The sequence below is a fragment of the Bacillus cereus group sp. BfR-BA-01441 genome (genome assembly GCF_022663075.1).
In the GTDB taxonomy this organism is placed as follows: domain Bacteria; phylum Bacillota; class Bacilli; order Bacillales; family Bacillaceae_G; genus Bacillus_A; species Bacillus_A cereus.
In genome coordinates, this window is the sequence record NZ_JAKUEU010000039.1 from 1 (window position 1) to 22,574 (window position 22,574).

Consider the following 22,574-nt stretch of genomic DNA (forward strand, 5'->3'; position numbering starts at 1 on the left):
CATATTTCAAAATTATTGTTTTCCATTATTTTTTCTTGTATATTTTAAGTGAGGTGATTGCATTGAACGGCTTTGAAAGAGTAAAAGAAAAGAAAAAGCGTGCCATTAAAGAAGCAGCATTCGTATTATTTTCAGAACGTGGATTTAATGAAGTGAAAATAGAACATATCGCAAAAGAAGCAAACGTTTCTCAAGTTACAATTTATAATCATTTCGGAAGTAAAGATGCGTTATTTAGGGAGCTTATACAAGAATTTATCATATCTGAATTTCAATATTATAAAGAGCTTGCAGAAGAAAAATTACCTTTTCATGATATGATGCAAAAAATGATTGTAAGAAAAATGAATACTGGCGGATTATTTCAACCTGATATGTTACTACAAATGATGCAAAGGGACGAAGAACTCCGTAAGTTTATTTATAGTTATCAAAATGAAAAAATCCTACCCTGGTATTTAGAAATATTAGAACGAGCTCAGCGCAAAAACGAAATTAATCCACACCTTACTAAAGAAATGATGTTACTTTACATTCAAATGTTTACAAAATTAGGTGATGAATTTGGAGCACAACTTCTTGAAGGAGATCGGGAAAAACATATAAAAGATATCGTTACGATGTTCTTCTATGGTCTTTCTGTTCCACAAAAATAAAAAGACACGAATTTCGTGTCTTTTTTATTTTATAGAAATGACTCTACCCTTTTCACTACTTTCAATCGCTAATTGAATCAGTTTAATAACATCTAAACCCTCTTTTGCTGTTACAGGTAGTTCCTCACCATTTAATATACTATCTCGTACACCTTTATAATAATTGTCATAACAACCGACTTCTGTTGGAATACGCTCTAAGCTTTCTTCTGTTTCTAAAGTAGCAAAATTCTCTTCATCGTCTACTCCATAACCGTTATCACCTGGCTTCATTCCATTTTTTAATTGCTCTTCCTGCGAATCCATACCGTACTTCACGATAGAACCTTTCTCTCCATGCACTATAAAATGCGGTCCAGCTTTTTTCACATAACTGCTACTACGTAAAATGACACGTTTAACTCCGTAATGAAGTACTATGTGGAAATAATCATCCACCTCTGCACCTGGTCGTTGTTTTATTACATCTGCACTTATCGCATCTGGTTTCCCAAATATTGATAACGCTTGGTCAATTAAATGCGATCCTAAATCGTATAATATACCGGAGCCTGGTAGATTTTTTTCTCTCCATCGATCACGTACATGTGGACGGAAACGATCAAAATTCGATTCATATGCGTATACATTCCCTACTCTGTTTTCTCCTAACAATTTCTTAATTGTTAAGAAATCATTATCAAAACGACGATTATGATATACGCTTAACATTACATTATGCTGCTCTGCTAATGAAATAAGCTCTTCCCCTTCTTCAATTGAGACAACAAATGGTTTTTCTACAACAACATGCTTACCTTTTAAAATTGCTTCTTTTACATATGGAAAATGAGTTGTATTAGGTGATGTAATAACAACTAAGTCAACATCAGCTCGCTTCACCAATTCATCAATTGTACTAACAACATTAGCGTTTGGTAATGTGTCTTTTACTACCTCTTCTTTTGAGGATAATACAGCACGAATATCATATTCTTCTATTGTTTGTAATAGTGGGATATGAAATGTCGTACTAGAAAAACCAAATCCTACAATCCCTACACCTATTTTTTTCATGTTGCCCCTCCATTTGTCCCGCTTTAACGGACAGTAAGATTCCTAACTCAAAATTCAGTGAAAGCTAAGGAATTAGGTGAGGAATCAACTGCTTGTTAAAGCCCGATTGGTTCAACTAATAATCAGTGAGGATGAAGAAACTCCCCATTGATTAAAGTTTCACTTTATGAGAACGATTTCATTCAGTTATTATAACAAGATTATTATTATTTACATAATAAATTGCCTAGAAAAAAGCATCTTGCTACTATTCATAGCAAGATGCCCTCTTTATTCTGGTCTTTTCTTCGTCCACGTTTCTACTACTTCACCAGTATCATTAACATCTAGCACAAGGCTACCATTACTATACCGGTCTTTATTTCGATACGCTTTCGGATCAATCTCTTCTACAATGTTTTTCTCTGTCTTCATGTAAACTAATTCATCGTCCCGAACAATTTCAATACCGACAATGCGGTACGGATTACGTTTTAATTCTTTGAAAATAACAAGACCGCGTTTCGCCCTCGTTGACTTTTCAATTTCTGATGCTTTTAGACGTTTTACAGCACCGCGCTGTGTTACGAGAATAAGTTGATCTTTGTCACCATTTAACGGTTTACCAGAAGCGACATAGTCATCTTCTTTTAAATTAATTGCTTTAACACCAGCAGCTCTTACACCGACTGGACTTACTTCATCTTCATGGAAAATAAGTGCATATGCACCGTGTGTAGCAAGAACAATATCACTCGTTCCATCTGTCGCAAATATATCGACAACTTCATCATCTTTTTTCAAGTTTACAGCAACGAATGCCCTTGAATAACGCTGAACTTTATATTGATTTAATTCTGTTTTCTTTATCATACCATTTCGTGTTACAAATACGATAAATCGTTTTTCTTCCTCAAAGTTCGGTACAACCGTTGCCCAAATGATTGTTTCATCCCGGTCGAGTGAAACGATATTAGCAACGTGCTGACCTAAATCTTTCCAACGAATATCTGGCATTTCGTATACTGGCAGATATATATAGTTTCCTTTATTCGTAAATAAGAGGACTGTCTCTGTCGTATTCGTATCGAATCGTTCAAGTAAGATGTCACCCTCTTTCATACCGAAGTCTTTGCCGTTTGAGGCATTATGTGAGCGCCATCCAGTACGTTTCACATATCCTTCTTTCGTTACAGTAACGATGACATCTTCTTGTGGGATCATCACTTCTACATCGATTTTAATTTCCTCGATTTGATCTTCAATAATCGCGCGTCGATCATCACTATATGTTTTCTTAACTCTCTTTAAATCTGTTTTAATTACTTGAAGTAATCTTTTTTCACTTTGTAAAATTGCCTGTAGCTCAATAATTTTCTTATTAAGCTCATCTGCTTCTTCTTGTAACGCCGTAATGTCTGTATTCGTTAAGCGATATAATTGCAAGGAAACAATTGCTTCTGCCTGTGCTTCTGTAAAGCCAAATTTTGCACTTAAATTATCTTTCGCGTTACGTTTATCTTTTGAAGCTCGAATTGTCTCAATTACTTGGTCTAAAATCGATAATGCTTTCTTTAAACCTTCTACAATATGTTGACGATTTTCTGCTTTTCTTAATTCATATTGCGAACGTCTCGTAATAACCTCTTTTTGATGTCCAATATAAGCATCTAAAATTTTCGGTAATGTCATAAGTGTTGGACGACGATTATTGATCGCTACCATATTAAAGTTATATGGAATTTGCAAATCTGTATTTTTATATAAATAATTTAAAATACCTTCGGAGTTTGCTTCTTTCTTTAATTCAACAACAATTCGTAAACCAGTACGATCTGTCTCATCACGCACTTCAGCAATACCATCTAACTTTTTATCTAGACGTAATTCATCCATTTTCTTTACAAGGTTTGCCTTATTCACTTCGTAAGGAATTTCAGTGATTACAATTTGTTGTTTCCCACCGCGCACTGTTTCAACTTCTGCTTTTCCGCGAATAATAATTTTACCTTTACCTGTTTCATACGCCTTTTTAATACCATCAATCCCCTGAATAATACCACCTGTTGGGAAATCTGGTCCTTTCATAACTGTTAATAAATCGTCAACAGTACTATTTGGCTTATCGATACGCATCATTGTAGCATCAATAACTTCTCCAAGATGATGCGGAGGAATTTCTGTTGCATAACCAGCGGAAATCCCTGTAGATCCGTTCACTAATAAATTCGGGAACGCTGCTGGTAATACAACTGGTTCTTCACTCGTATCATCAAAGTTTGACACGAATTCAACTGTTTCTTTATCAAGATCACGTAATAATTCAGATGCGATTGGTGATAAACGAGCTTCCGTATAACGCATCGCTGCCGCTGGGTCCCCATCAACACTACCGTTATTACCATGCATTTCAACTAAAACATTACGTACTTTCCAAGTTTGGCTTAAGCGTACCATTGCTTCATATACAGAGGAATCACCATGTGGATGATAATTACCGATAACATTACCTACTGTTTTAGCTGATTTACGAAACGCTTTATCATGTACATTACCTTCTACATACATGGAATATAAAATACGTCTTTGTACTGGCTTTAAGCCATCACGTGCATCTGGAAGTGCACGATCTTGAATAATATATTTACTATAACGTGCAAAGCGATCACCTAACACGTCTTCAAGCGGGAGGTCATGAAACTTCTCTGCTTGCATGTTATTCCACCTCCGTCTCCATAATCATTTCATTTTCTAAAATATTTCCTTCTTCTTGCATACCAAACTGTACATTACGTTCAATCCATTTACGGCGCGGTTCTACTTTATCGCCCATTAATGTTGTAACGCGACGCTCTGCTCTTGCTGCATCATCAATTTTCACGCGAATTAATGTACGCGTTTCAGGATTCATTGTTGTTTCCCATAATTGATCCGCATTCATTTCACCAAGTCCTTTATAACGTTGTAACATATAGCCTTTTCCAACTTTTTTCGTTACACCGTCTAATTCCTCATCTGACCAAGCGTATTCAATTACCTCACTCTTACCTTTTCCTTTACTTACTTTGTATAAAGGAGGAAGTGCGATAAATACTTTACCAGCTTCGATAAGTGGCTTCATATATCTGTAGAAGAACGTTAATAACAATACTTGAATATGAGCCCCATCCGTATCGGCATCGGTCATAATTACAACTTTATCGTAGTTAATATCTTCAACATCAAATTCATTTCCTACACCGCCGCCAATCGCATAAATGATTGTATTAATCTCTTCATTTTTAAAGATATCAGCAAGCTTTGCTTTTTCTGTATTAATTACTTTACCACGTAACGGTAATACGGCCTGGAAACGTCGGTCTCGTCCTTGTTTCGCAGAACCACCGGCAGAGTCACCCTCTACTAGGTACAGTTCATTTTTTTGCGGGTTACGTGATTGTGCAGGTGTTAATTTCCCGCTTAACGTACCTTCTGATTTTTTCTTTTTCTTACCACTACGCGCTTCTTCTCTTGCTTTACGGGCTGCTTCACGGGCTTGTGCTGCTTTAATTGCTTTTCTCACAAGAAGTGTAGCTACATCAGGGTTTTCTTCTAAAAAGTATGCTAAATGCTCAGATACAATGGCATCAATTGAAGAACGCGCTTCACTTGTACCTAGTTTCCCTTTCGTTTGCCCTTCAAACTGAAGCACTTCTTCTGGTACACGTACCGAAACGATAGCCGCTACACCTTCACGAATATCTGTACCTTCTAAGTTTTTATCTTTTTCTTTTAATAGTGCTACTTTACGAGCATACTCGTTAAACACACGCGTCATCGCTGTTTTAAATCCAGCTTCGTGTGTTCCACCATCTTTTGTACGTACGTTATTTACAAACGAAAGAATATTTTCTGAGTAACCATCATTAAACTGGAATGCTAGTTCTGCTTCAATCCCGTTTTGTTCACCAGTGAAATATACAACCGGGTGAATTGAATCTTTTTCTTCGTTTAAATATGAAACGAAAGCTTCGATTCCTGTTTCATAATGAAATATATCTTCTAAATCATTACGTTCGTCTTTTATCGAGATTTTCATTCCTTTTAATAAGAATGCAGATTCACGTAATCTCTCACATAATGTTTCATAATTGTAATTTGTCGTGCTGAAAATCGTTGTATCTGGTTTGAAGTGCATTGTCGTACCAGACTCTTTTGTTTTCCCGATTTTCTCTAACGTTGTTGCAGGAACGCCACCATTTTCAAAACGTTGTTCATAAATGTTACCATCACGCTTAATTGTTACTACTAACCATTCTGACAAAGCGTTTACAACTGATGCCCCAACACCGTGTAAACCACCACTCGTTTTATAGCCACCTTGACCAAACTTACCACCTGCATGAAGTACAGTTAAAATAACTTCAGGTGTAGGTTTCCCAAGTTTATGCATTCCCGTAGGCATTCCTCGCCCTTTATCTATAACGCTAATACTATTATCTTTATGTATTACGACTGAAATTTCGTCGCCAAATCCCGCTAACGCTTCGTCAACGGAGTTATCTACTATTTCATATACTAAATGATGCAATCCACGGCTATCCGTACTCCCGATATACATACCCGGGCGTTTTCGAACGGCTTCAAGTCCTTCTAACACTTGAATCGCATCTTCATTATATTGGAACTGATGCTTTGCCAAACTCCTTGCCCCTTTCCTAATCCAAAATCAGAACATATGTTTCTATTATAGAATAACGCCTCGACTATAGTTTTGGCAAGTTATCTTATCTCTTTTATATACCATCTTCAATAGAAAAATCCTTGTTTTCTCACAAGGATTCCTCTAGGCTACTATTTCAGAAAAATAATCGTTTGTCAACGAGAAATGGATATGTATTCCAAGATTACACATTCCAAACCTTTATTATGATCCAAATGATCAAGATCCAAAATGGGATTACAAATAACAATCCCCAAAAACAGCCTTTAAAAAATCTCATGATGAACACCTCGTTCATCGGCCCTACTTATCTATAATGAGGGCTGAATCAATCTTTCTACCTTTAAATCTATACTATTTTGTCATCGCATGTTCTACTTTAATACAACGATCCATTATTACAGTATAGTCTTTTTCTTTTAAAAGTTTATATGTATCCTCATCTTGTACTCCTAATTGTGCCCAAAAAACATCTGCATCAATCTCTACAAATTCTTTTGCAACATCCATTAAAAACTCTGAGCGACGAAATACATTTACAATGTCAACGTGTTCCTTAATATCCTTTAGTGAAGAAACTGCCTTTTCTCCGAGCACCTCATCTACTGTTGGATTAACTGGAATAATGCGGTATCCAGCATCTTGCATTGCTTTTGAAACCATATACGATGTACGTTCTGGCTTATCTGATAATCCAACAACCGCAATTGTTTTGCTTTTCTTTAACACTTCACCAATTTCCGTACGAGTTGGGTTTTCAATTGTCATAATTAATCCCTCCTATTCCTTTAGTATAGCCGATAAAGAAAGTCTCTTTCAATATGAAAGAGACTTTCTTTTATTTCGATTATTGATTCTTTGTAGCTGAATTATCTGCTAAAGTAGCCGATTTCGTCATTTTTTGACCGTTACGGTAGAATGTAACTTCTACTTTCTCGCCTACTTTTTTCTTTTCATATAAATATTTACGGAATTGAAGAGCATTCTCTACTTTTTGATTATCTAATGCTACTACAATATCATATTGCTCTAAACCAGCTTTTTCAGCTGGTGATATTGGGTAAATTTTACCTAATACAACGCCGTTTGTTACTTCTTTCGGTACTTTCAATTGATTGACTGCATAAGCTTGCACATCTTCTAGTGAAACAACACCTACTCCAAGAGCTGGACGTTTTACTACTCCATCTTTTTCAAGAGATTCAATAACTGGTTTTGCGATGTTAATTGGAATAGCAAATCCAATTCCTTCAACTTCTTGTTGTGCAATTTTACTTGAATTAATCCCAATTATTTCACCATTTTGGTTAAATAATGCACCACCACTATTACCTGGATTAATCGCTGCATCCGTTTGAATAACTTGTGCTTGCCAATCTGGTCGTTTATCCCCATCAATATCAACCGGAATTTCGCGTTCTTTACTACTGATTATACCTTCCGTTACACTTCCATCAAATCCAAGTGGATTACCGATTGCAATGGCTTTTTCACCCGCACGAAGTTTACTTGAATCACCTAAAGTGGCAACTTTATTTACATTAGATCCATCAATTTCAACAACCGCTAAGTCTAACCAAGGGTCCTTACCAACTAATTTCGCATCAACTTGCTTTCCGTCGCTCAGCTTCACAGCAAGTTTATTTGCTCCATCTACTACGTGGTTGTTTGTTACAATATATGCTTTATTTCCTGCTTTTTTATAAATAACACCTGATCCTGAACCGGCTTGTTGTTCTTGACCTGTCGGTTGCATTGCAAATGGATCAACACTTTGTTGCATATTAATAACACCTACAACAACATCTTTCGCCCCTTCAATCATACCAGGTAAATCAGTTTCATTTTTCGCTTTATTTACAACAGGAACTACAGTACCTTCTACTTTTGAATCCGAACTAAATGATGATACTGGCGCTCCATTATTTTGAGCCCATGGCATATATGGTGCTGCAAAACTAATCGAAACCGCTCCGACTACAGCTCCCACTAAACCTGTGAAGAAATAGCCTTTTTTACTACCTGATTTTCTCACTTCTCTCGTTTCACTATGCTCTTCATTTAAATTTGGTCCGTCGTAATATCCCATGTTTTATTTCCCCTCTCTGGTGAATTCGTATTTTCAGTATAGTCACGTTTTGTGTCCTTCTTGTGAACTCATCGTGAAATCCAATTAAAAAAATACACTTATCTAACATTGTAGACAAAAAAAGTATTTTTGTACATTTTACCTTCAAAAGAGAGTATAAAATTACCATTTCCCTAGGCTAAATTACACAAATCGTTCTAGATTATTCTTCAAATTTATAACCAACTCGAATAACAGTACCGATATGCTTCGCTTTATCTCCTAGCTTATTTCGAAGTTTTTTAATATGGGTATCAACCGTTCGGTCATCACCGTAATAGTCATATCCCCATAACTGGTCTAATAAATGTTGACGTGATAACACAATTCCTTTGTTCTCCATTAAATACACAAGAAGTTCAAATTCTTTATGTGTCAATATAATTTCTTCTCCATCTACTAAAACAGTTCTAGATAGACGATTCACTTCTATTCCAGCTAAAGACATAGCATTTTCTTCCGCTACTCCTACCGCACCATCCGCACGTTTCAATAACGTCTTTGCACGAGCTACTAATACTTTCGGGCTAAATGGTTTCGTTACATACTCGTCTGCACCTAATTCGAAACCTAGCAATGTATCATCCTCATCCGAACGTGCTGTCAACATAATAATTGGTACTGCTGATTCTTTTCTAATTCTTCTACAAACAGACCATCCATCTATTTCCGGTAACATAATATCTAACATAATTAAATCAATTTCATGCTCTGCAAATAACTCTAACGCTTTTTTTCCATCTTCTGCTTCGATTACTTCAAAGCCTTCATTACGAAAATAATCACTAACAATTTCACGTAATCTTCTTTCATCTTCAACAAGCAATACCGTTTTGTTCATATAATCTATCCCGCCTTTTTACTCTTTCAATCGAATAATACGTTGATTGGAGCTTCCGCGAAATGGAAGTGTTAAATCTTTTTCCTCAATTTCAAACCTTCCATCGACTAAAACATCCCCATAATGTAACAACTCTATCATATCATTATTTTGAGAACTCTGTATCTCTTCTAACGTATAACCTGTATATATCCATAGGTTTTTTTTCAAATCTTTCACGATTTTTGCTACCATTTTCACTTCAGCAGCTTGAAAAAATGGATCTCCACCTGAAAATGTTACATCAGTTAATGGATTACTTGCAATCTCTTTCACAATTTCTTCTACTGTCATTTCCGTTCCGTTGCAAATATTCCACGATTTCGGATTGTGGCAACCAACGCAACGATGCGGACAGCCCGCAAAAAACACGACTGTCCGCAATCCTTCTCCATCTACTACACTATCATGAATAATATTCATCACTTTCATTTATGTTTCACCCGATCTATCTCTTCACTACGTTTCGCACTATTCCACTTTGACATATCTCCTACAAGATAGCCTGTTATACGGCGAATTCTTTCTATATTAGCCTCATCTTCATTCCCGCAACTTGGACATTCATTCCCAATAACCCCGTGATAACTACAGCACTTACAACGGTCAACAGGATGATTAATTGAACCGTATCCAACGCCATGTTCTGCCATGGCTTGTACAATTTGTTTTAATGCCTTTTTGTTATGCATTGCTGCTCCGTCTAGTTCAATATAAGTAATATGTCCCCCGTTACATAGAGCATGGAACGGACCTTCTAAACGGATTTTATTTATCGCTTGAATGTTATAATAAACTGGAATATGGAATGAATTCGTATAGTAATTATGGTTCGTTATACCGCTAATCACGCCAAATTCTTTTCTATCTTTTTTCACAAACTTCCCTGATAATCCTTCTGCTGGAGTTGCAATTACTGAGAAATTCAGTTGATGTTCTTCTGTCGCTTTATCCATTCTATCTCTCATAAAGGAAATAATTTCATACCCAAGTTTCCATGATTCTTCATCTTCCCCATGATGCTTTCCTGTTAAAGCTACTAAACATTCCGCAAGACCGATAAAACCAATACTTAACGTCCCTTGTTTTAAAATCGAGGCTACGGAGTCTTCAGGCTGCAACGTTTCTCCACCACGCCATACACCTTGTGAATATAAAAACTGAAAATCTCTTGCTCGCTTCGTACATTGATACGCAAATCTTTCTAATAACTGCTTAATTCCTAAATCTAAATAATAGTTTAGCGCTTCAAAAAACGCTTCTTTTGAACCACTAATTAACGCTAATTTCACTAAATTAATAGACGTAAATGATAAATTCCCTCTACCAATCGCTGTTTCTTCTCCATGTATATTAGACATAACACGAGTACGACATCCCATGTAACATACTTCACTTTCTGGTCTTCCGTCATAATGCACTGCATTAAACGGAGCATCTAAAAATGAAAAGTTAGGGAATAATCGCTCTGCGGTTGTCTCTAATGCTAATTCAAATAAATCGTAGTTCGGATCACTTTCTTCAAAATTCACACCTTTTTTCATCTTGAAAATTTGAATCGGAAAAATCGGTGTCTCTCCTTTACCAAGTCCAGCTTGTGTCGCTTTTAAAAGTTGTTTAATTAACATTCTTCCTTCTTTCGATGTATCTGTTCCATAATTAATAGAAATAAACGGTACTTGTCCTCCGCCCCTACTATGCATACTATTCGAATTATGAACGAAAGCCTCACACGCTTGATACGTATCATTTTCCGTTTCTTTCCATGAAAATTCTTCTATTTGTTCTTTCGTAAGCGGATATGATTGTAATCGTTTTTTATGTCTCTCAATTGTTTTTCGTACATAAGGTGCTAAATCAATATCAAAGAGTGCAAACGATTGACCACCATGCTGCATATTTTGATTCGCTTGAAAAATAATAGACGAAAGAGCCAATGCACTTTTAATGTCTTGCGGTTGTCTCATATGTCCATGTCCAGTATGAAAACCATTAGCAAGCATTTGCGCTAACGGAATTTGTGAACAAGTCGTCGTTCCTGTTGCATAAAAATCTAAATCATGTGGATATAATATATTTTCATTTATCGCTTTTTTCACTTGATCTGACAATAAATTCTCAACAGCATAATATTTTGCACTCTCAGATGCGAACGTTCCCATTACGCCCATTGGAGAGCGGCCGTCTACATTTGCATTTTCTTGCATCAAATCTTGTTCATTGCCGTGGACTATTGTCTCAAACACTTTCATTAATTCTTCTTCTCCACGTGTATTATTTTGTAACATTTATAACCCTCCACCAATATGTTGTTATCTTTTGATTAAAATGTTACTACATATAGTCTTACTGTTTCTGTGAGAAATGTAACATTACTGTGAAATTTTTTTCACGAAATAATGAATTTTTCATTTACAAAAAAGAAATGTGCTCTTTACAAATGTATGGTACAATATACGGGAAAAACTCTTTTTACCCTTTATCAACACATTTGAATAAAGGAGACTGAACTTATGGTTACTACATATCTTTTATTTATCGTTGCCTACTTACTTGGCTCGATTCCATTTGCACTAGTTGTTGGAAAAATCGGCTACGGAATCGATATTCGTGAGCACGGGAGCGGTAATCTAGGCGGAACAAACACATTCCGCACATTAGGGAAAAAAGCAGGTTTTACCGTTACAATTGCTGACATTTTAAAAGGGACATTAGCAACAAGTCTACCAATGATTTTCGGATTAGATATTCATCCACTATGGTTCGGGTTAGCGGCTGTTCTTGGACATGTCTATCCAATCTTCGCGAAATTCCGCGGTGGTAAAGCAGTTGCAACTTCTGCTGGGGTGCTATTATGCTATTCACCAGTTGTTTTTGCAATATTGGCTGTTGTATTTTTCACCCTTTTATTTACAACAAGATACGTATCACTTTCTTCTATGGTAACAGCAGTTGTTGCTGTTATTGCATCCATTGTTAGCGGGGATAAAATCTTCATTATTGCGATGTGTTTATTAGCAGGTATGGTTATTTATAAACACCGTGCAAATATCGGACGAATTATAAATAAAACTGAACCAAAAGCAAACTTTTCAAAAAAGCAAAAATAAGATCGTAACCCACATAACGCAAAAAGAAAACGTGAAGCATATTAATAGCGTCTTTTTGCGTTATTTTTTATACTAAAGAAAAAGCAACATAATTTGGAGGAACTATACATGAATCTTTCCGTAACAAAAGAAGCAGCACAATGGTATAAAACTGAATTAAACTTACAATCAAATGAAACACTACGCTTTTTCGTACAATACGGTGGTTGCAGTACTGTGCAAAAAGGACTTTCTTTAGGTATTCGTAAAGATGATCCTGCACATCCTGCTGTTCAAATTCAAGAAGAAGGTATTAATTTCTTTATTGAAGGCGATGATGAATGGTTCTTCGATGGACATAATTTATCTGTTACACTTAACGAAGGTGACGACTTCCCACAATTTAATTATGAAAAATAAAAAAACGTGGCTTCTGCCACGCTTTTTTATTTTTTCTTAATTTCCTCATATTTCGCATACCACTCAGGATATAACTTTTTAAATGATACAGGGCGGAACCCTTCTTTTTTCGCACAAATATTCGTTGTGCTTGCAGTAATACAAAGTTCACCATCACCATTATATATTTCATATCCATATACAACGCGAAGTGGGCTCACAGTATCTACCCATGTTTTTACGCTTGCTTTTTCTCCGTAACGCATCGCTTTACGGTATGAAATTTGTAAATCTAACACAGGAGAAATAATTCCTTCTTTCTCCATTTCAACATATGAAAAACCTAAATCTTGTATAAGTTTCGTGCGACCTAACTCAAGCCACACTAAGTAGTTTGAATGGTAAACAACACCCATTTGATCTGTTTCCGCATAACGGATTTCAACTTCATGTTCTGCTACAAACATATGTATTCGCCTTCTTTCACTTCTGCTACCTTGCATACATTTAATCATAATACAGTGACATCAAAAATAAAATAAAAATAGTGAATCTTTTCCCGAAAGGAGCAAGCATATGATTCAAATTGTAACGGTTCGTAGTGGTGATAGCGTATATAGCTTGGCATCAAAATATGGATCAACACCTGACGAAATAGTAAAAGACAATGGATTAAATCCAGCTGAAACGCTCGTTGTTGGTCAGGCACTTATCGTTAATACGAAAGGGAATAATTATTATGTACAGCCTGGTGACAGCCTATATCGAATCTCTCAAACATATAATGTCCCCCTCGCTAGTTTAGCTAAAGTTAATAATTTATCTTTAAAATCTATTCTCCATGTCGGACAACAATTATACGTACCAAAAGGTACAAAACGAGCTGTAGAATCCATCGCTTATTTACAGCCTTCCACTATACCGATTAAAGAGAGTTTAGTTAATGCTACACGTGCCATCAATCCATTTTTAACATACTTAGCTTATTTTAGTTTTGAGGCAAAAAGAGATGGCACATTAAAAGAACCTACTGAAACAGCTAAAATCGCTAATATTGCAACGCAGGGTAAAACAATCCCTATGCTCGTTATTACAAATATTGAAAATGGTAATTTCAGTGCCGATCTAACATCGGTTATTTTACGCGACGCAACGATTCAAAACAAATTTATTACTAACATTTTGCAAACAGCTCAAAAATATGGCATGCGAGACATTCATTTCGATTTCGAGAGTGTAGCACCTGAAGACCGCGAGGCGTATAATCGCTTTTTACGAAATGTAAAAACACGCTTACCTAGCGGGTACACATTGAGCACAACTCTCGTACCGAAAACAAGTTCAAATCAAAAGGGAAAATTTTTCGAAGCTCACGATTATAAAGCGCAAGGGCAAATTGTTGATTTCGTCGTCATTATGACATATGACTGGGGATGGCAGGGCGGGCCACCGATGGCGATTTCTCCTATCGGTCCGGTGAAAGAAGTACTTCAATATGCAAAATCTCAAATGCCTCCCCAAAAAATTATGATGGGGCAAAATTTATACGGGTTTGATTGGAAGCTTCCATTTAAACAAGGAAATCCACCCGCAAAAGCAATTAGCTCTGTCGCAGCTGTTGCACTAGCTCGTAAATATAATGTCCCTATTCGTTATGATTTCACAGCCCAAGCTCCTCATTTTAATTATTTTGATGAAAACGGCGTGCAACACGAAGTTTGGTTTGAAGATTCACGGTCTGTTCAAAGTAAATTCAATTTAATGAAAGAACAAGGTATAGGTGGTATTAGTTACTGGAAAATCGGTTTACCATTCCCACAAAATTGGCGTTTACTTGTTGAAAACTTTACGATTACGAAAAAGGGCTGACAAAAGTCAGCCCTTTTTGTACATTTTGTTAAGATTCATCTTTGATTTCACTTTTTAATGAGTCAATACTTTCTAAACGTCTTTGATTTTTTGCTTCAATAGCAGCACGATCTTTTTCATTAGAAAGTTCCGCTGTTTCTTTTGCTTCATTAAAGTTATCAACTGTATTTTGCACCATTTCTTGTAACTTTTCAGCGTTGTCACTTCGATTATCTGGATTTGGCATGTACTTCCCTCCTAATATTGTATATACACACCATCTTAAATTACCTATCTTTCCTCAAATTTATACATAAAAAAGGAGAATGTAATATTCTCCTTTTCTTTAACCATTATCAACAATCGGTTGTTTACCTGTTTGATCTTGCATTTGCTTTCCTTTATTTCCACCAGCTTTTTTTGATTGTGTTCCAATATGATTCGGTGCAAAGTCTTTTGAATTTTTTTTCGGATTACCCATTACTATCGCCTCCTTAACACTAGTATCGTACTAGTGTTAAGAATTATTCAGCTTGCTTAAAAAGTTTCATTTCATAACGTTTTTCAATGCGCTCTTCAATGCGATCAATTGCCTCACGATCGCTTAATAATTGTTGTTTATTTTCATTTACAAGTTCTTCAAACGATTTACGGCGACTTCTTCTCATGTTGTTCACCCTCTCTCCTTCGCTTTCTTATTACATAGTATGAGCAAACAAAAAACTCTTTAATCAGATTTGCAAGAAAATTTTATGTTTTAGTACTCCTAAAAAAACTCCGTGTACAATATATTGCACACGGAGTTTTTCATACCATAATATTTAAATACTCTTTCAACTTTTCATCTGCATTCATTTCATTTTCTTTATAATCATGAAGCGCCTGTAATACAAAATCATACTGTTCTAAAATATAACTTTCTAATCTCATAACATCCTCTAAGCTATTAAGCATAATTCTCGTATTACCAACTTCACTTTTTAACGCTGGTTCACATTTTAAGCTTGTACATATTTCTTTCACATCTTCTTCTAATATCTCTGTTAATACATATTTCTTTCGCCCTTTTACCTTTACTCTCATAACTGGATAAAAAGCTTTTATATCTAAATAACTTCCTACGTTCATACAACGTAGCCATTCTACATTCCGTTTATTACATGCAAGTATTTCTTTCACCGCTTCATATACCGCAGTTTCATCAAGCATAGCCTTATTTACTTTTCGTTTCCCTTCTTCTTCAATAGCTGCACACTTTTGATAAACAGCAGCACACGTAATGCAATCGTCAAATGCATTATGAGAGCTTAAACGAATTCCAAGCATTCGTTTTAACGTTTCAAGTTTATGATTAGGCGCATGCTTCATGTATTTCTTCGCTAAAAATACAGTATCAATTACTTTATTTTTAGGTTCAGGCAACCCAAGCATATTTACATTACTTTTCAAAAAGCGCATATCAAAAGAAGCATTATGGGCCACAATAACATTTGTATGTAAAAATGCTAAAAATAAAGGTAACACTTCTTCAATCGTCGGAGCATCTGAAACGCGATAATTAGTAATACCTGTTAAACTCGTTATTCGGTCCGGAATTGGCCGCTCTGGATTCACGTATGAAACAAATTGATCTACTAATTCATGATTACGATATTTCACTGCTGCAACTTGAATAATTTTATCATTATAAGGGTTAAATCCTGTTGTTTCAAAATCAATTACAACATAATCTAACGGTAAGGATACATTCCCCACTCCATACACTCCTTTATCTCTAAACGGTTATATTTCTTACATCATATCATGAAGTGATTACTACTTGAAAAAGAAAAGGCAGAAATGGGAACTCTCCACCTCTACCTTTTCACCATTATTTTAATTTAGCAACCCTTTTCTCCATCTCTTTTTGCGTCATCGGCCCAATAAACTTATCTTGAATGACACCTTTTGTATCTATAAAATACGAAGTTGGAATCGTAATTACTTTATACGCTGTTGTCACATCAATGTTCTTGTCCAATAAAACAGGAAAAGTAATTCCTTTTTCTTTAATAAAATTGCTTACCTTTTCTTCCCCCCCACCTTTTTCTGAAGGCGTATAATTGACCGCTAAAATTTCTACGTTTTCTTTATGTTCTTTATAGAAAGCCTCCATATCAGGCATTTCTTGCTGACATGGTCCACACCACGTAGCCCAAAAGTTTAAAATTACTTTCTTTCCTTTTAAATCCGATAACTTTACATTTGTCCCATCTAACTTAGTTAATTCAAAGTCTGGTGCGCTCTTCCCTATCTCAATACCATTCCTTGCGATAATCTCTTTCATCGCAGCTTCACTTTTTTCTTGCTTCACTTTTACCGCCTGCTCTTTATTACCAAACTGTTCATAAGCTGCATATCCCGCTAAACAAAGTAACACTACAATAATCGTAAGCTTCCGCCACATTTTATATCACCCTAACGTATTATCTTCTTTTAACACATTCATCAAAATACTATATATCTTATTTTAGCTTATACGGACAAGCTTGGAAATATTCACATTCTAAATAATCAGAATTTTTATAACTATGATGAAATATTTACCTTTCCATCATATAATTAGAAATAAATATAATATTTTACAATGAAAGGAGCTCTCATGAATTTATTTGAAAAAATACTTCTATATATTCTTAGTTTTATATTTTCCCCAATCGGAATTATCACATGGATTATCTCACTATTTAGTAAAGATCCTGAAAAAAAACAAGTTGGACGTATTTGTCTCTATATCGCATTAATCTCATTTATCCTTTGGGCAGGCCTCGGCATTATTACTTTTTTCACGATGACTACCATTACTACTATAGAATAGTTATAGAAAGGATGATTATTTTGGGAGAACACCCTATCACCAAAGAGCTACGCTATATACGAATATGCTTAGTTATTTTAGTAATCGTTCTTTTATTTTTCAACAGTGAAAAAGTCGTTGAAATTTCTACAAATCATGATTCCATAGAAAATGTTCCCACCAGTAATATGACACAAATTGCGGAAAATACATTCGCTATTCAAGAATATAATCCATTACTAAGTAGCGAACATACAATTAAGATTTTCAAATATAATCCAGATACAAATCAACTTACTCTCGTCAAAGAAGTTAATTCTAGTGATCCGAATTCTTATACTTATCAACTTAATGAGAACGAATAAAGTGAAACTTTAATCAGCCCTCACCAATCGGGCTGCCCGGCAAATAGCGGAATAAAGATAAGGGCATTACATATCTCTTATCTTTTTGTTTGCAACTCTTTGTACAATGAGTTGCAATTTAATAATTCTCTAGGATTCCCACATTCCACAATAGTCCCATTCTTTATGACAACAACACAATCTGCTATCATCGCTCTCTCTACATTATGTGTTGCCACAATTCTCGTTACATTTCTCCCTATCCCTTCAATTATATTCCAAACCAGTTCTTGATTGCCTGGATCTAACCCAGCCGTCGGTTCATCTAAAATAATAAGAGTTGGATTTGATACAATCGCTCGCAATAATGCGAGACGTTTTCTTTCGCCTCCTGAAAGCTCTTCACCGCTTTTATGTAGCACAAGTTTGACTCCCTTCAGGTAACCCTCTAATAATCGGCGTTACATTTATAAGTTCACTATTTTTTTCTAACTGATTTTCTAAACACTCTTCCCCGAAATACATATTCTCTGTTACCGTCGTTCGGAAAAAACGTGGTTCTTGCCAAACTGTAGTCATACGAGCTTCATTACCATAATAAGCAATGCTACCGTTAGATGGTTTATACAAGCCCGTTATTAACTTTAAAAGCGTTGTTTTTCCTGCACCGCTTTCTCCCACAATAATAACGAGTTCACCAGGACGAATTTGCAAATCAATATTACGAATTCTGCATTTCTCTTCGTCATTCTCCTGAAATGAAACATTTGTTATCCTGATACCCATCGCTCTTTCTACATTGTTATCTGCTGCTCGTTTATTTAAAAAGCAAAAAGTTCTATTTGCCGAAGCGACTGCAACTTGTGTCATTATTAATAAATCGCCCACATAACGGACAGGGAAAAAGAGCATCTCAATTGTCGCTAACACTGCAATGAGTGAACCAACTTCTATTTCTCCCCTCATTATTTTTTGTGCACCTATAATGAGAACAAGGATATATGCTCCTGTTTCAATCACCGTTCCAACTACTCCAATACAATGTTGCATCATCGTCTTCTTTACTTCCGATTTATACGATTGTGCCGTTACTCTTTTAAATAAGCGAATGGCCCATTTTTCTTTTTGTAAACTCCGCAAATCTTGTATCCCCTTTACAAACTGTGACACCATCTCTACAACACTTGAGTGATTTTTTTGAGCAACGCTTGCAATATCTCTTACCTTTTCTCCCATCAGTATTGGAACAATTGTACTTAAAAATAAAAACGGAGTTACCCACAATATAAACTGTATATCTATATGTTGTAGTGCTATGAAAGCTCCAATAAATTGGGCAATAGCGTGTATATATTCTATTAATATAGAGCCATATAATCTGACCCAGTTCGGAATATCAGACACGACCAAAGTTTCTAACTCTCCTTGCTTAATCTTCTCACTCTCTTCAAACGGTAATGAGAAATAGTGACGCAATAATTCTATACGTTTCGTTTGTAATATACGTTGACTCGCTTTTGAACTTATATAATCAAATAAAAGATTGTTCGCCCACATTAAAAAGCGACTACCCGCAAACAAAGCTATATATAAATACGCACCTTTTAGCTCCCTTTGAATAAGATTGTCTACAATTAATCCCATGAAAATTGGGCGTGATAAATTTTAAATGGCAGCAATTATCCCACTACATACAGCTGCCATTACTAATATTTTCTCTTGTCGTAACGGCAACAATATTCTTTTATACTCTGTCATGACGTTTCCTCCATTTTTATAGTAAAAAGAAAGGGATGAAACCAAATGGTTTCATCCCTTTCCATAAAATAAGGAAGCTAACTATTGTTAGCTTCCTTATTGTTCATTTCAATTATTTAGTTCGACACTTTTGATTCTTCAATTTTCTCACGAAGAACCATTTGCAGAATACCACCGTGACGGTAGTAATCAATTTCAACTTCACTATCGAAACGAGCTACTACTTCAAATTGTTTTTCGTTGCCATCTAAATCAGTTGCAACTACTTTTACAAGATCACGTGGTCTAACTGATTTGTCGATTTGAATTTCAAATGACTCGTTACCAACAAGACCTAACGTTTCAGCACTTTCGCCATCTTTAAATTGAAGTGGTAATACACCCATTAACACTAAGTTACTGCGGTGAATACGTTCGAAGCTTTCTGCGATTACTGCTTTAATACCTAATAAGTTAGTACCTTTCGCAGCCCAGTCACGAGAACTTCCCATACCATAATCTTTACCAGCAACAACTAGAAGACCTGTGCCATCTTCTTTATATTTCATAGCAGCATCATAGATTGATGTTACTTCACCAGTCGGCCAGTATGTTGTATATCCGCCTTCTGTTCCTGGTGCAATTTGGTTTTTAATACGGATGTTCGCGAATGTACCACGCATCATAACTTCATGGTTACCACGACGAGAACCGTAAGAGTTAAAGTCAACTGGTTGTACGCCGTTTTCTAATAAGTAGCGTCCAGCTGGTGTGTGCTTACCGATTGAACCTGCTGGTGAAATGTGGTCTGTCGTTACAGAGTCACCAAATTTACCAACTACGCGTAAGCCTGATAACGTTTCAACTTCACCTGGTTCTTTAGATAAACCTTCAAAGAATGGTGGGTTTTGAATGTATGTTGAATCATTATCCCAAGTATATAAAGCTTCGTTTGAAGTTTGGATTTCATTCCAACGCTCATTGCTGTTAAATACTTGTGCATATTCTTTCTTGAACAGTTCAGATGTAACAACGCTTTGAACTACATCTTCAATTTCTTTAGCTGATGGCCAAATATCGTTGAAGTAAACAGCATTGCCATTTGCATCTTTACCGATTTCATCATTTTTCAGGTCAATATCAACAGTACCTGCAAGTGCATATGCCACAACAAGTGGTGGTGATGCTAAGTAGTTTGCTTTTACAAGTGGATGAATACGACCTTCAAAGTTACGGTTACCAGATAAAACAGATGTTACTAGTAAGTCGTTTGCTGCGATTGCTTCTTCTAATTCTGGCGCTAATGGACCAGAGTTACCGATACAAGTCGTACAGCCGTAACCAACTGTTTGGAAACCTAATTGATCTAAATATGTTGTTAAACCAGACTTATCTAAGTACTCTGTAACAACTTTAGATCCTGGTGCTAATGATGTTTTTACATACTCAGGTACTACAAGTCCTTTTTCAATTGCTTTCTTCGCAACTAGACCTGCTCCAATTAATACGTATGGGTTTGATGTATTTGTACAGCTTGTAATTGCTGCGATTGCAATTGCACCTGTTTTCATCGTTACTTCTTTATCTTCTAATGTAACCTTCACTTCTTTATCGAACTCTTGCTCATTAAATCCAAGTCCTTGTGTTCCAACTGGTGCTACAACAGCTTTATGGAACGCATCTTTCATATCTGAAAGTGGAATTAAATCTTGTGGGCGTTTCGGTCCAGAAAGGTTAGATTCAATTGTATTTAAATCAATTTCAACAAGATCAGTATAGATTGGATCTTTACTGTCTGCTGTATAGAATAAACCGTTCGCTTTACAGTATTCTTCAACAACGCGAATTTGTTCTTCATCTCTACCTGTTAAACGTAAGTATTCTAATGAAATATCATCGATTGGGAAGAATCCGCAAGTTGCGCCGTATTCTGGTGCCATATTTGAAATTGTTGCACGGTCAGCTAAAGGCATGCTCTTTAGTCCATTACCGAAGAACTCAACAAATTTACCAACTACACCTTTTTGACGTAATACTTGTGTTACTTTTAATGCAACGTCTGTCGCTGTAGTACCACTTGGAAGTGTACCAGTTAATTTCACACCGATTACTTCAGGTACTGGGAAGTATGAAGGCTGTCCAAGCATTCCTGCTTCTGCTTCAATACCACCAACGCCCCATCCAAGAACGCCGATACCGTTAATCATTGTTGTATGTGAGTCTGTTCCAACTAATGAATCTGGGTATGCAACTAAGTCACCTTCAGCATTTTTCACAGCATGAACAACTGGTGCTAAATATTCAAGGTTTACTTGGTGTACAATACCTGTAGCTGGTGGAACCGCACGGTAGTTATCAAATGATTTTTGTGCCCAGCTTAAAAATTTATAACGTTCTTCATTACGTTTAAACTCTAAGTCCATGTTGAATGCAAGCGCGTCTGCCGTACCCGCTCTATCAACCTGTACAGAGTGGTCAATTACAAGGTCTACAGTAATTTCAGGATTAATTTTGTCAGGATCTCCGCCCATGTCTGCCATTGCTTTACGAAGCGAAGCCAAATCAACAACAGCTGGAACACCAGTGAAATCTTGTAAAATTACACGAGATGGTTTAAATGGAACATCGATATCTTGCACATCTTTCGTTCCCCATTTCGCTAAATTTGTAACATGCTCTTCTGTGATTACACGTCCGTCTACTTGACGAAGTACTGATTCAAGTAAAACTTTCACGGAATATGGTAATTGAGATACGTTGCCAACCCCTGCATTTTCAAGCGCTTTCAAATCATAATAATGATACGTTTTTCCATCTACTTCAAAAGTTGCACGTGATTGAAATGGATTATGTTTGACCATTATGTTTCCCCCCTGTTAAACGTGACTAAGTTGTCTGAATATAAAATGTAGACAAACTT

At 36.0% G+C, this 22,574-nt stretch carries 21 protein-coding genes and 1 pseudogene; 6 read left to right on the forward strand and 16 right to left on the reverse strand.

Annotation, left to right across the window (positions count from 1 at the left end):
• Positions 1 to 53 precede the first annotated feature (53 nt).
• Positions 54 to 656 carry a TetR/AcrR family transcriptional regulator gene (locus tag MR107_RS16995; protein ID WP_002024578.1) on the forward strand — a complete coding sequence of 201 codons (603 nt, stop codon included), beginning with the start codon at positions 54 to 56 and terminating at the stop codon, positions 654 to 656.
• A 24-nt stretch (positions 657 to 680) separates the two neighbouring features.
• On the opposite strand, the gene MR107_RS17000 is transcribed toward MR107_RS16995, so the two are convergent.
• From MR107_RS17000 to MR107_RS17035, 8 genes are all read right to left on the reverse strand, one after another.
• Entirely contained in the window at positions 681 to 1,712 is a 1,032-nt protein-coding gene (locus MR107_RS17000; RefSeq protein ID WP_000719746.1) for an oxidoreductase, read from the reverse strand.
• Positions 1,713 to 1,982: 270 nt separating this feature from the next.
• Complete coding sequence (parC, locus tag MR107_RS17005; RefSeq protein ID WP_001147470.1) at positions 1,983 to 4,406, reverse strand: DNA topoisomerase IV subunit A; 2,424 nt, start codon at positions 4,404 to 4,406, stop codon at positions 1,983 to 1,985.
• A 1-nt stretch (position 4,407) separates the two neighbouring features.
• Positions 4,408 to 6,372, reverse strand: a complete 1,965-nt coding sequence (parE, locus tag MR107_RS17010) for a DNA topoisomerase IV subunit B (RefSeq protein ID WP_001062194.1) — start codon at positions 6,370 to 6,372, stop codon at positions 4,408 to 4,410.
• Between the two features lie 375 nt (positions 6,373 to 6,747).
• Positions 6,748 to 7,161 (reverse strand): CoA-binding protein, encoded by a 414-nt coding sequence (locus tag MR107_RS17015; protein ID WP_000151390.1) that lies wholly within the window; start codon positions 7,159 to 7,161, stop codon positions 6,748 to 6,750.
• 79 nt (positions 7,162 to 7,240) lie between these two features.
• On the reverse strand, positions 7,241 to 8,482 hold the full coding sequence (locus tag MR107_RS17020) for a S1C family serine protease (protein ID WP_000542646.1): 1,242 nt from the start codon (positions 8,480 to 8,482) through the stop codon (positions 7,241 to 7,243).
• A gap of 202 nt (positions 8,483 to 8,684) precedes the next feature.
• On the reverse strand, positions 8,685 to 9,362 hold the full coding sequence (locus MR107_RS17025; protein ID WP_001044679.1) for a response regulator transcription factor: 678 nt from the start codon (positions 9,360 to 9,362) through the stop codon (positions 8,685 to 8,687).
• Positions 9,363 to 9,380: 18 nt separating this feature from the next.
• On the reverse strand, positions 9,381 to 9,833 hold the full coding sequence (gene nrdG, locus MR107_RS17030; protein ID WP_242292561.1) for an anaerobic ribonucleoside-triphosphate reductase activating protein: 453 nt from the start codon (positions 9,831 to 9,833) through the stop codon (positions 9,381 to 9,383).
• Positions 9,830 to 11,689 carry an anaerobic ribonucleoside triphosphate reductase gene (locus tag MR107_RS17035; RefSeq protein WP_046392948.1) on the reverse strand — a complete coding sequence of 620 codons (1,860 nt, stop codon included), beginning with the start codon at positions 11,687 to 11,689 and terminating at the stop codon, positions 9,830 to 9,832. Before MR107_RS17035 ends, nrdG begins: the two co-directional genes overlap by 4 nt.
• Positions 11,690 to 11,914: 225 nt before the next feature.
• Here MR107_RS17035 and plsY point away from each other — a divergent pair, with 225 nt between their 5' ends.
• Positions 11,915 to 12,511 (forward strand): glycerol-3-phosphate 1-O-acyltransferase PlsY, encoded by a 597-nt coding sequence (plsY, locus tag MR107_RS17040; protein WP_000258974.1) that lies wholly within the window; start codon positions 11,915 to 11,917, stop codon positions 12,509 to 12,511.
• Positions 12,512 to 12,619: 108 nt separating this feature from the next.
• Positions 12,620 to 12,910, forward strand: coding sequence for a HesB/YadR/YfhF family protein (locus MR107_RS17045; RefSeq protein WP_001054455.1), 291 nt, complete (start codon positions 12,620 to 12,622; stop codon positions 12,908 to 12,910).
• 26 nt (positions 12,911 to 12,936) lie between these two features.
• On the opposite strand, the gene MR107_RS17050 is transcribed toward MR107_RS17045, so the two are convergent.
• Positions 12,937 to 13,356: an acyl-CoA thioesterase gene (locus MR107_RS17050; RefSeq protein WP_000495817.1), complete on the reverse strand. Its 420-nt coding sequence runs from the start codon at positions 13,354 to 13,356 to the stop codon at positions 12,937 to 12,939.
• Positions 13,357 to 13,465: 109 nt separating this feature from the next.
• Between MR107_RS17050 and MR107_RS17055 the strand changes: the two genes are divergently transcribed.
• Positions 13,466 to 14,758: a glycoside hydrolase family 18 protein gene (locus MR107_RS17055; RefSeq protein WP_000614858.1), complete on the forward strand. Its 1,293-nt coding sequence runs from the start codon at positions 13,466 to 13,468 to the stop codon at positions 14,756 to 14,758.
• A 28-nt stretch (positions 14,759 to 14,786) separates the two neighbouring features.
• Here the strand turns inward: MR107_RS17055 and tlp are convergent, their stop codons facing one another.
• From tlp to MR107_RS17080, 5 genes are all read right to left on the reverse strand, one after another.
• Positions 14,787 to 14,984, reverse strand: a complete 198-nt coding sequence (gene tlp, locus MR107_RS17060) for a small acid-soluble spore protein Tlp (RefSeq protein ID WP_001133511.1) — start codon at positions 14,982 to 14,984, stop codon at positions 14,787 to 14,789.
• A 99-nt stretch (positions 14,985 to 15,083) separates the two neighbouring features.
• Positions 15,084 to 15,218, reverse strand: coding sequence for an acid-soluble spore protein SspN (gene sspN, locus MR107_RS17065; RefSeq protein ID WP_000527987.1), 135 nt, complete (start codon positions 15,216 to 15,218; stop codon positions 15,084 to 15,086).
• A 43-nt stretch (positions 15,219 to 15,261) separates the two neighbouring features.
• Positions 15,262 to 15,405 (reverse strand): FbpB family small basic protein, encoded by a 144-nt coding sequence (locus tag MR107_RS17070; protein WP_001254703.1) that lies wholly within the window; start codon positions 15,403 to 15,405, stop codon positions 15,262 to 15,264.
• Positions 15,406 to 15,544: 139 nt separating this feature from the next.
• The gene (locus tag MR107_RS17075; RefSeq protein WP_000528757.1) at positions 15,545 to 16,492 is read right to left on the reverse strand and encodes a 3'-5' exonuclease; all 948 of its coding nucleotides are present in this window, start codon (positions 16,490 to 16,492) and stop codon (positions 15,545 to 15,547) included.
• Between the two features lie 115 nt (positions 16,493 to 16,607).
• Entirely contained in the window at positions 16,608 to 17,183 is a 576-nt protein-coding gene (locus MR107_RS17080) for a redoxin domain-containing protein (protein WP_000269085.1), read from the reverse strand.
• Positions 17,184 to 17,378: 195 nt separating this feature from the next.
• Here MR107_RS17080 and MR107_RS17085 point away from each other — a divergent pair, with 195 nt between their 5' ends.
• Positions 17,379 to 17,594: a hypothetical protein gene (locus tag MR107_RS17085; RefSeq protein WP_001047912.1), complete on the forward strand. Its 216-nt coding sequence runs from the start codon at positions 17,379 to 17,381 to the stop codon at positions 17,592 to 17,594.
• A gap of 11 nt (positions 17,595 to 17,605) precedes the next feature.
• Positions 17,606 to 17,938 carry a YmzC family protein gene (locus tag MR107_RS17090; protein WP_074555548.1) on the forward strand — a complete coding sequence of 111 codons (333 nt, stop codon included), beginning with the start codon at positions 17,606 to 17,608 and terminating at the stop codon, positions 17,936 to 17,938.
• A gap of 77 nt (positions 17,939 to 18,015) precedes the next feature.
• Here the strand turns inward: MR107_RS17090 and MR107_RS17095 are convergent.
• Together MR107_RS17095 and acnA are read right to left on the reverse strand one after the other, a co-directional pair.
• Positions 18,016 to 19,675 (reverse strand): annotated as a pseudogene (locus tag MR107_RS17095) (ABC transporter ATP-binding protein).
• A gap of 116 nt (positions 19,676 to 19,791) precedes the next feature.
• A complete protein-coding gene (gene acnA, locus MR107_RS17100; protein WP_000238564.1) occupies positions 19,792 to 22,515 on the reverse strand; it encodes an aconitate hydratase AcnA in 2,724 nt (907 codons plus the stop codon).
• Positions 22,516 to 22,574 lie beyond the last annotated feature (59 nt).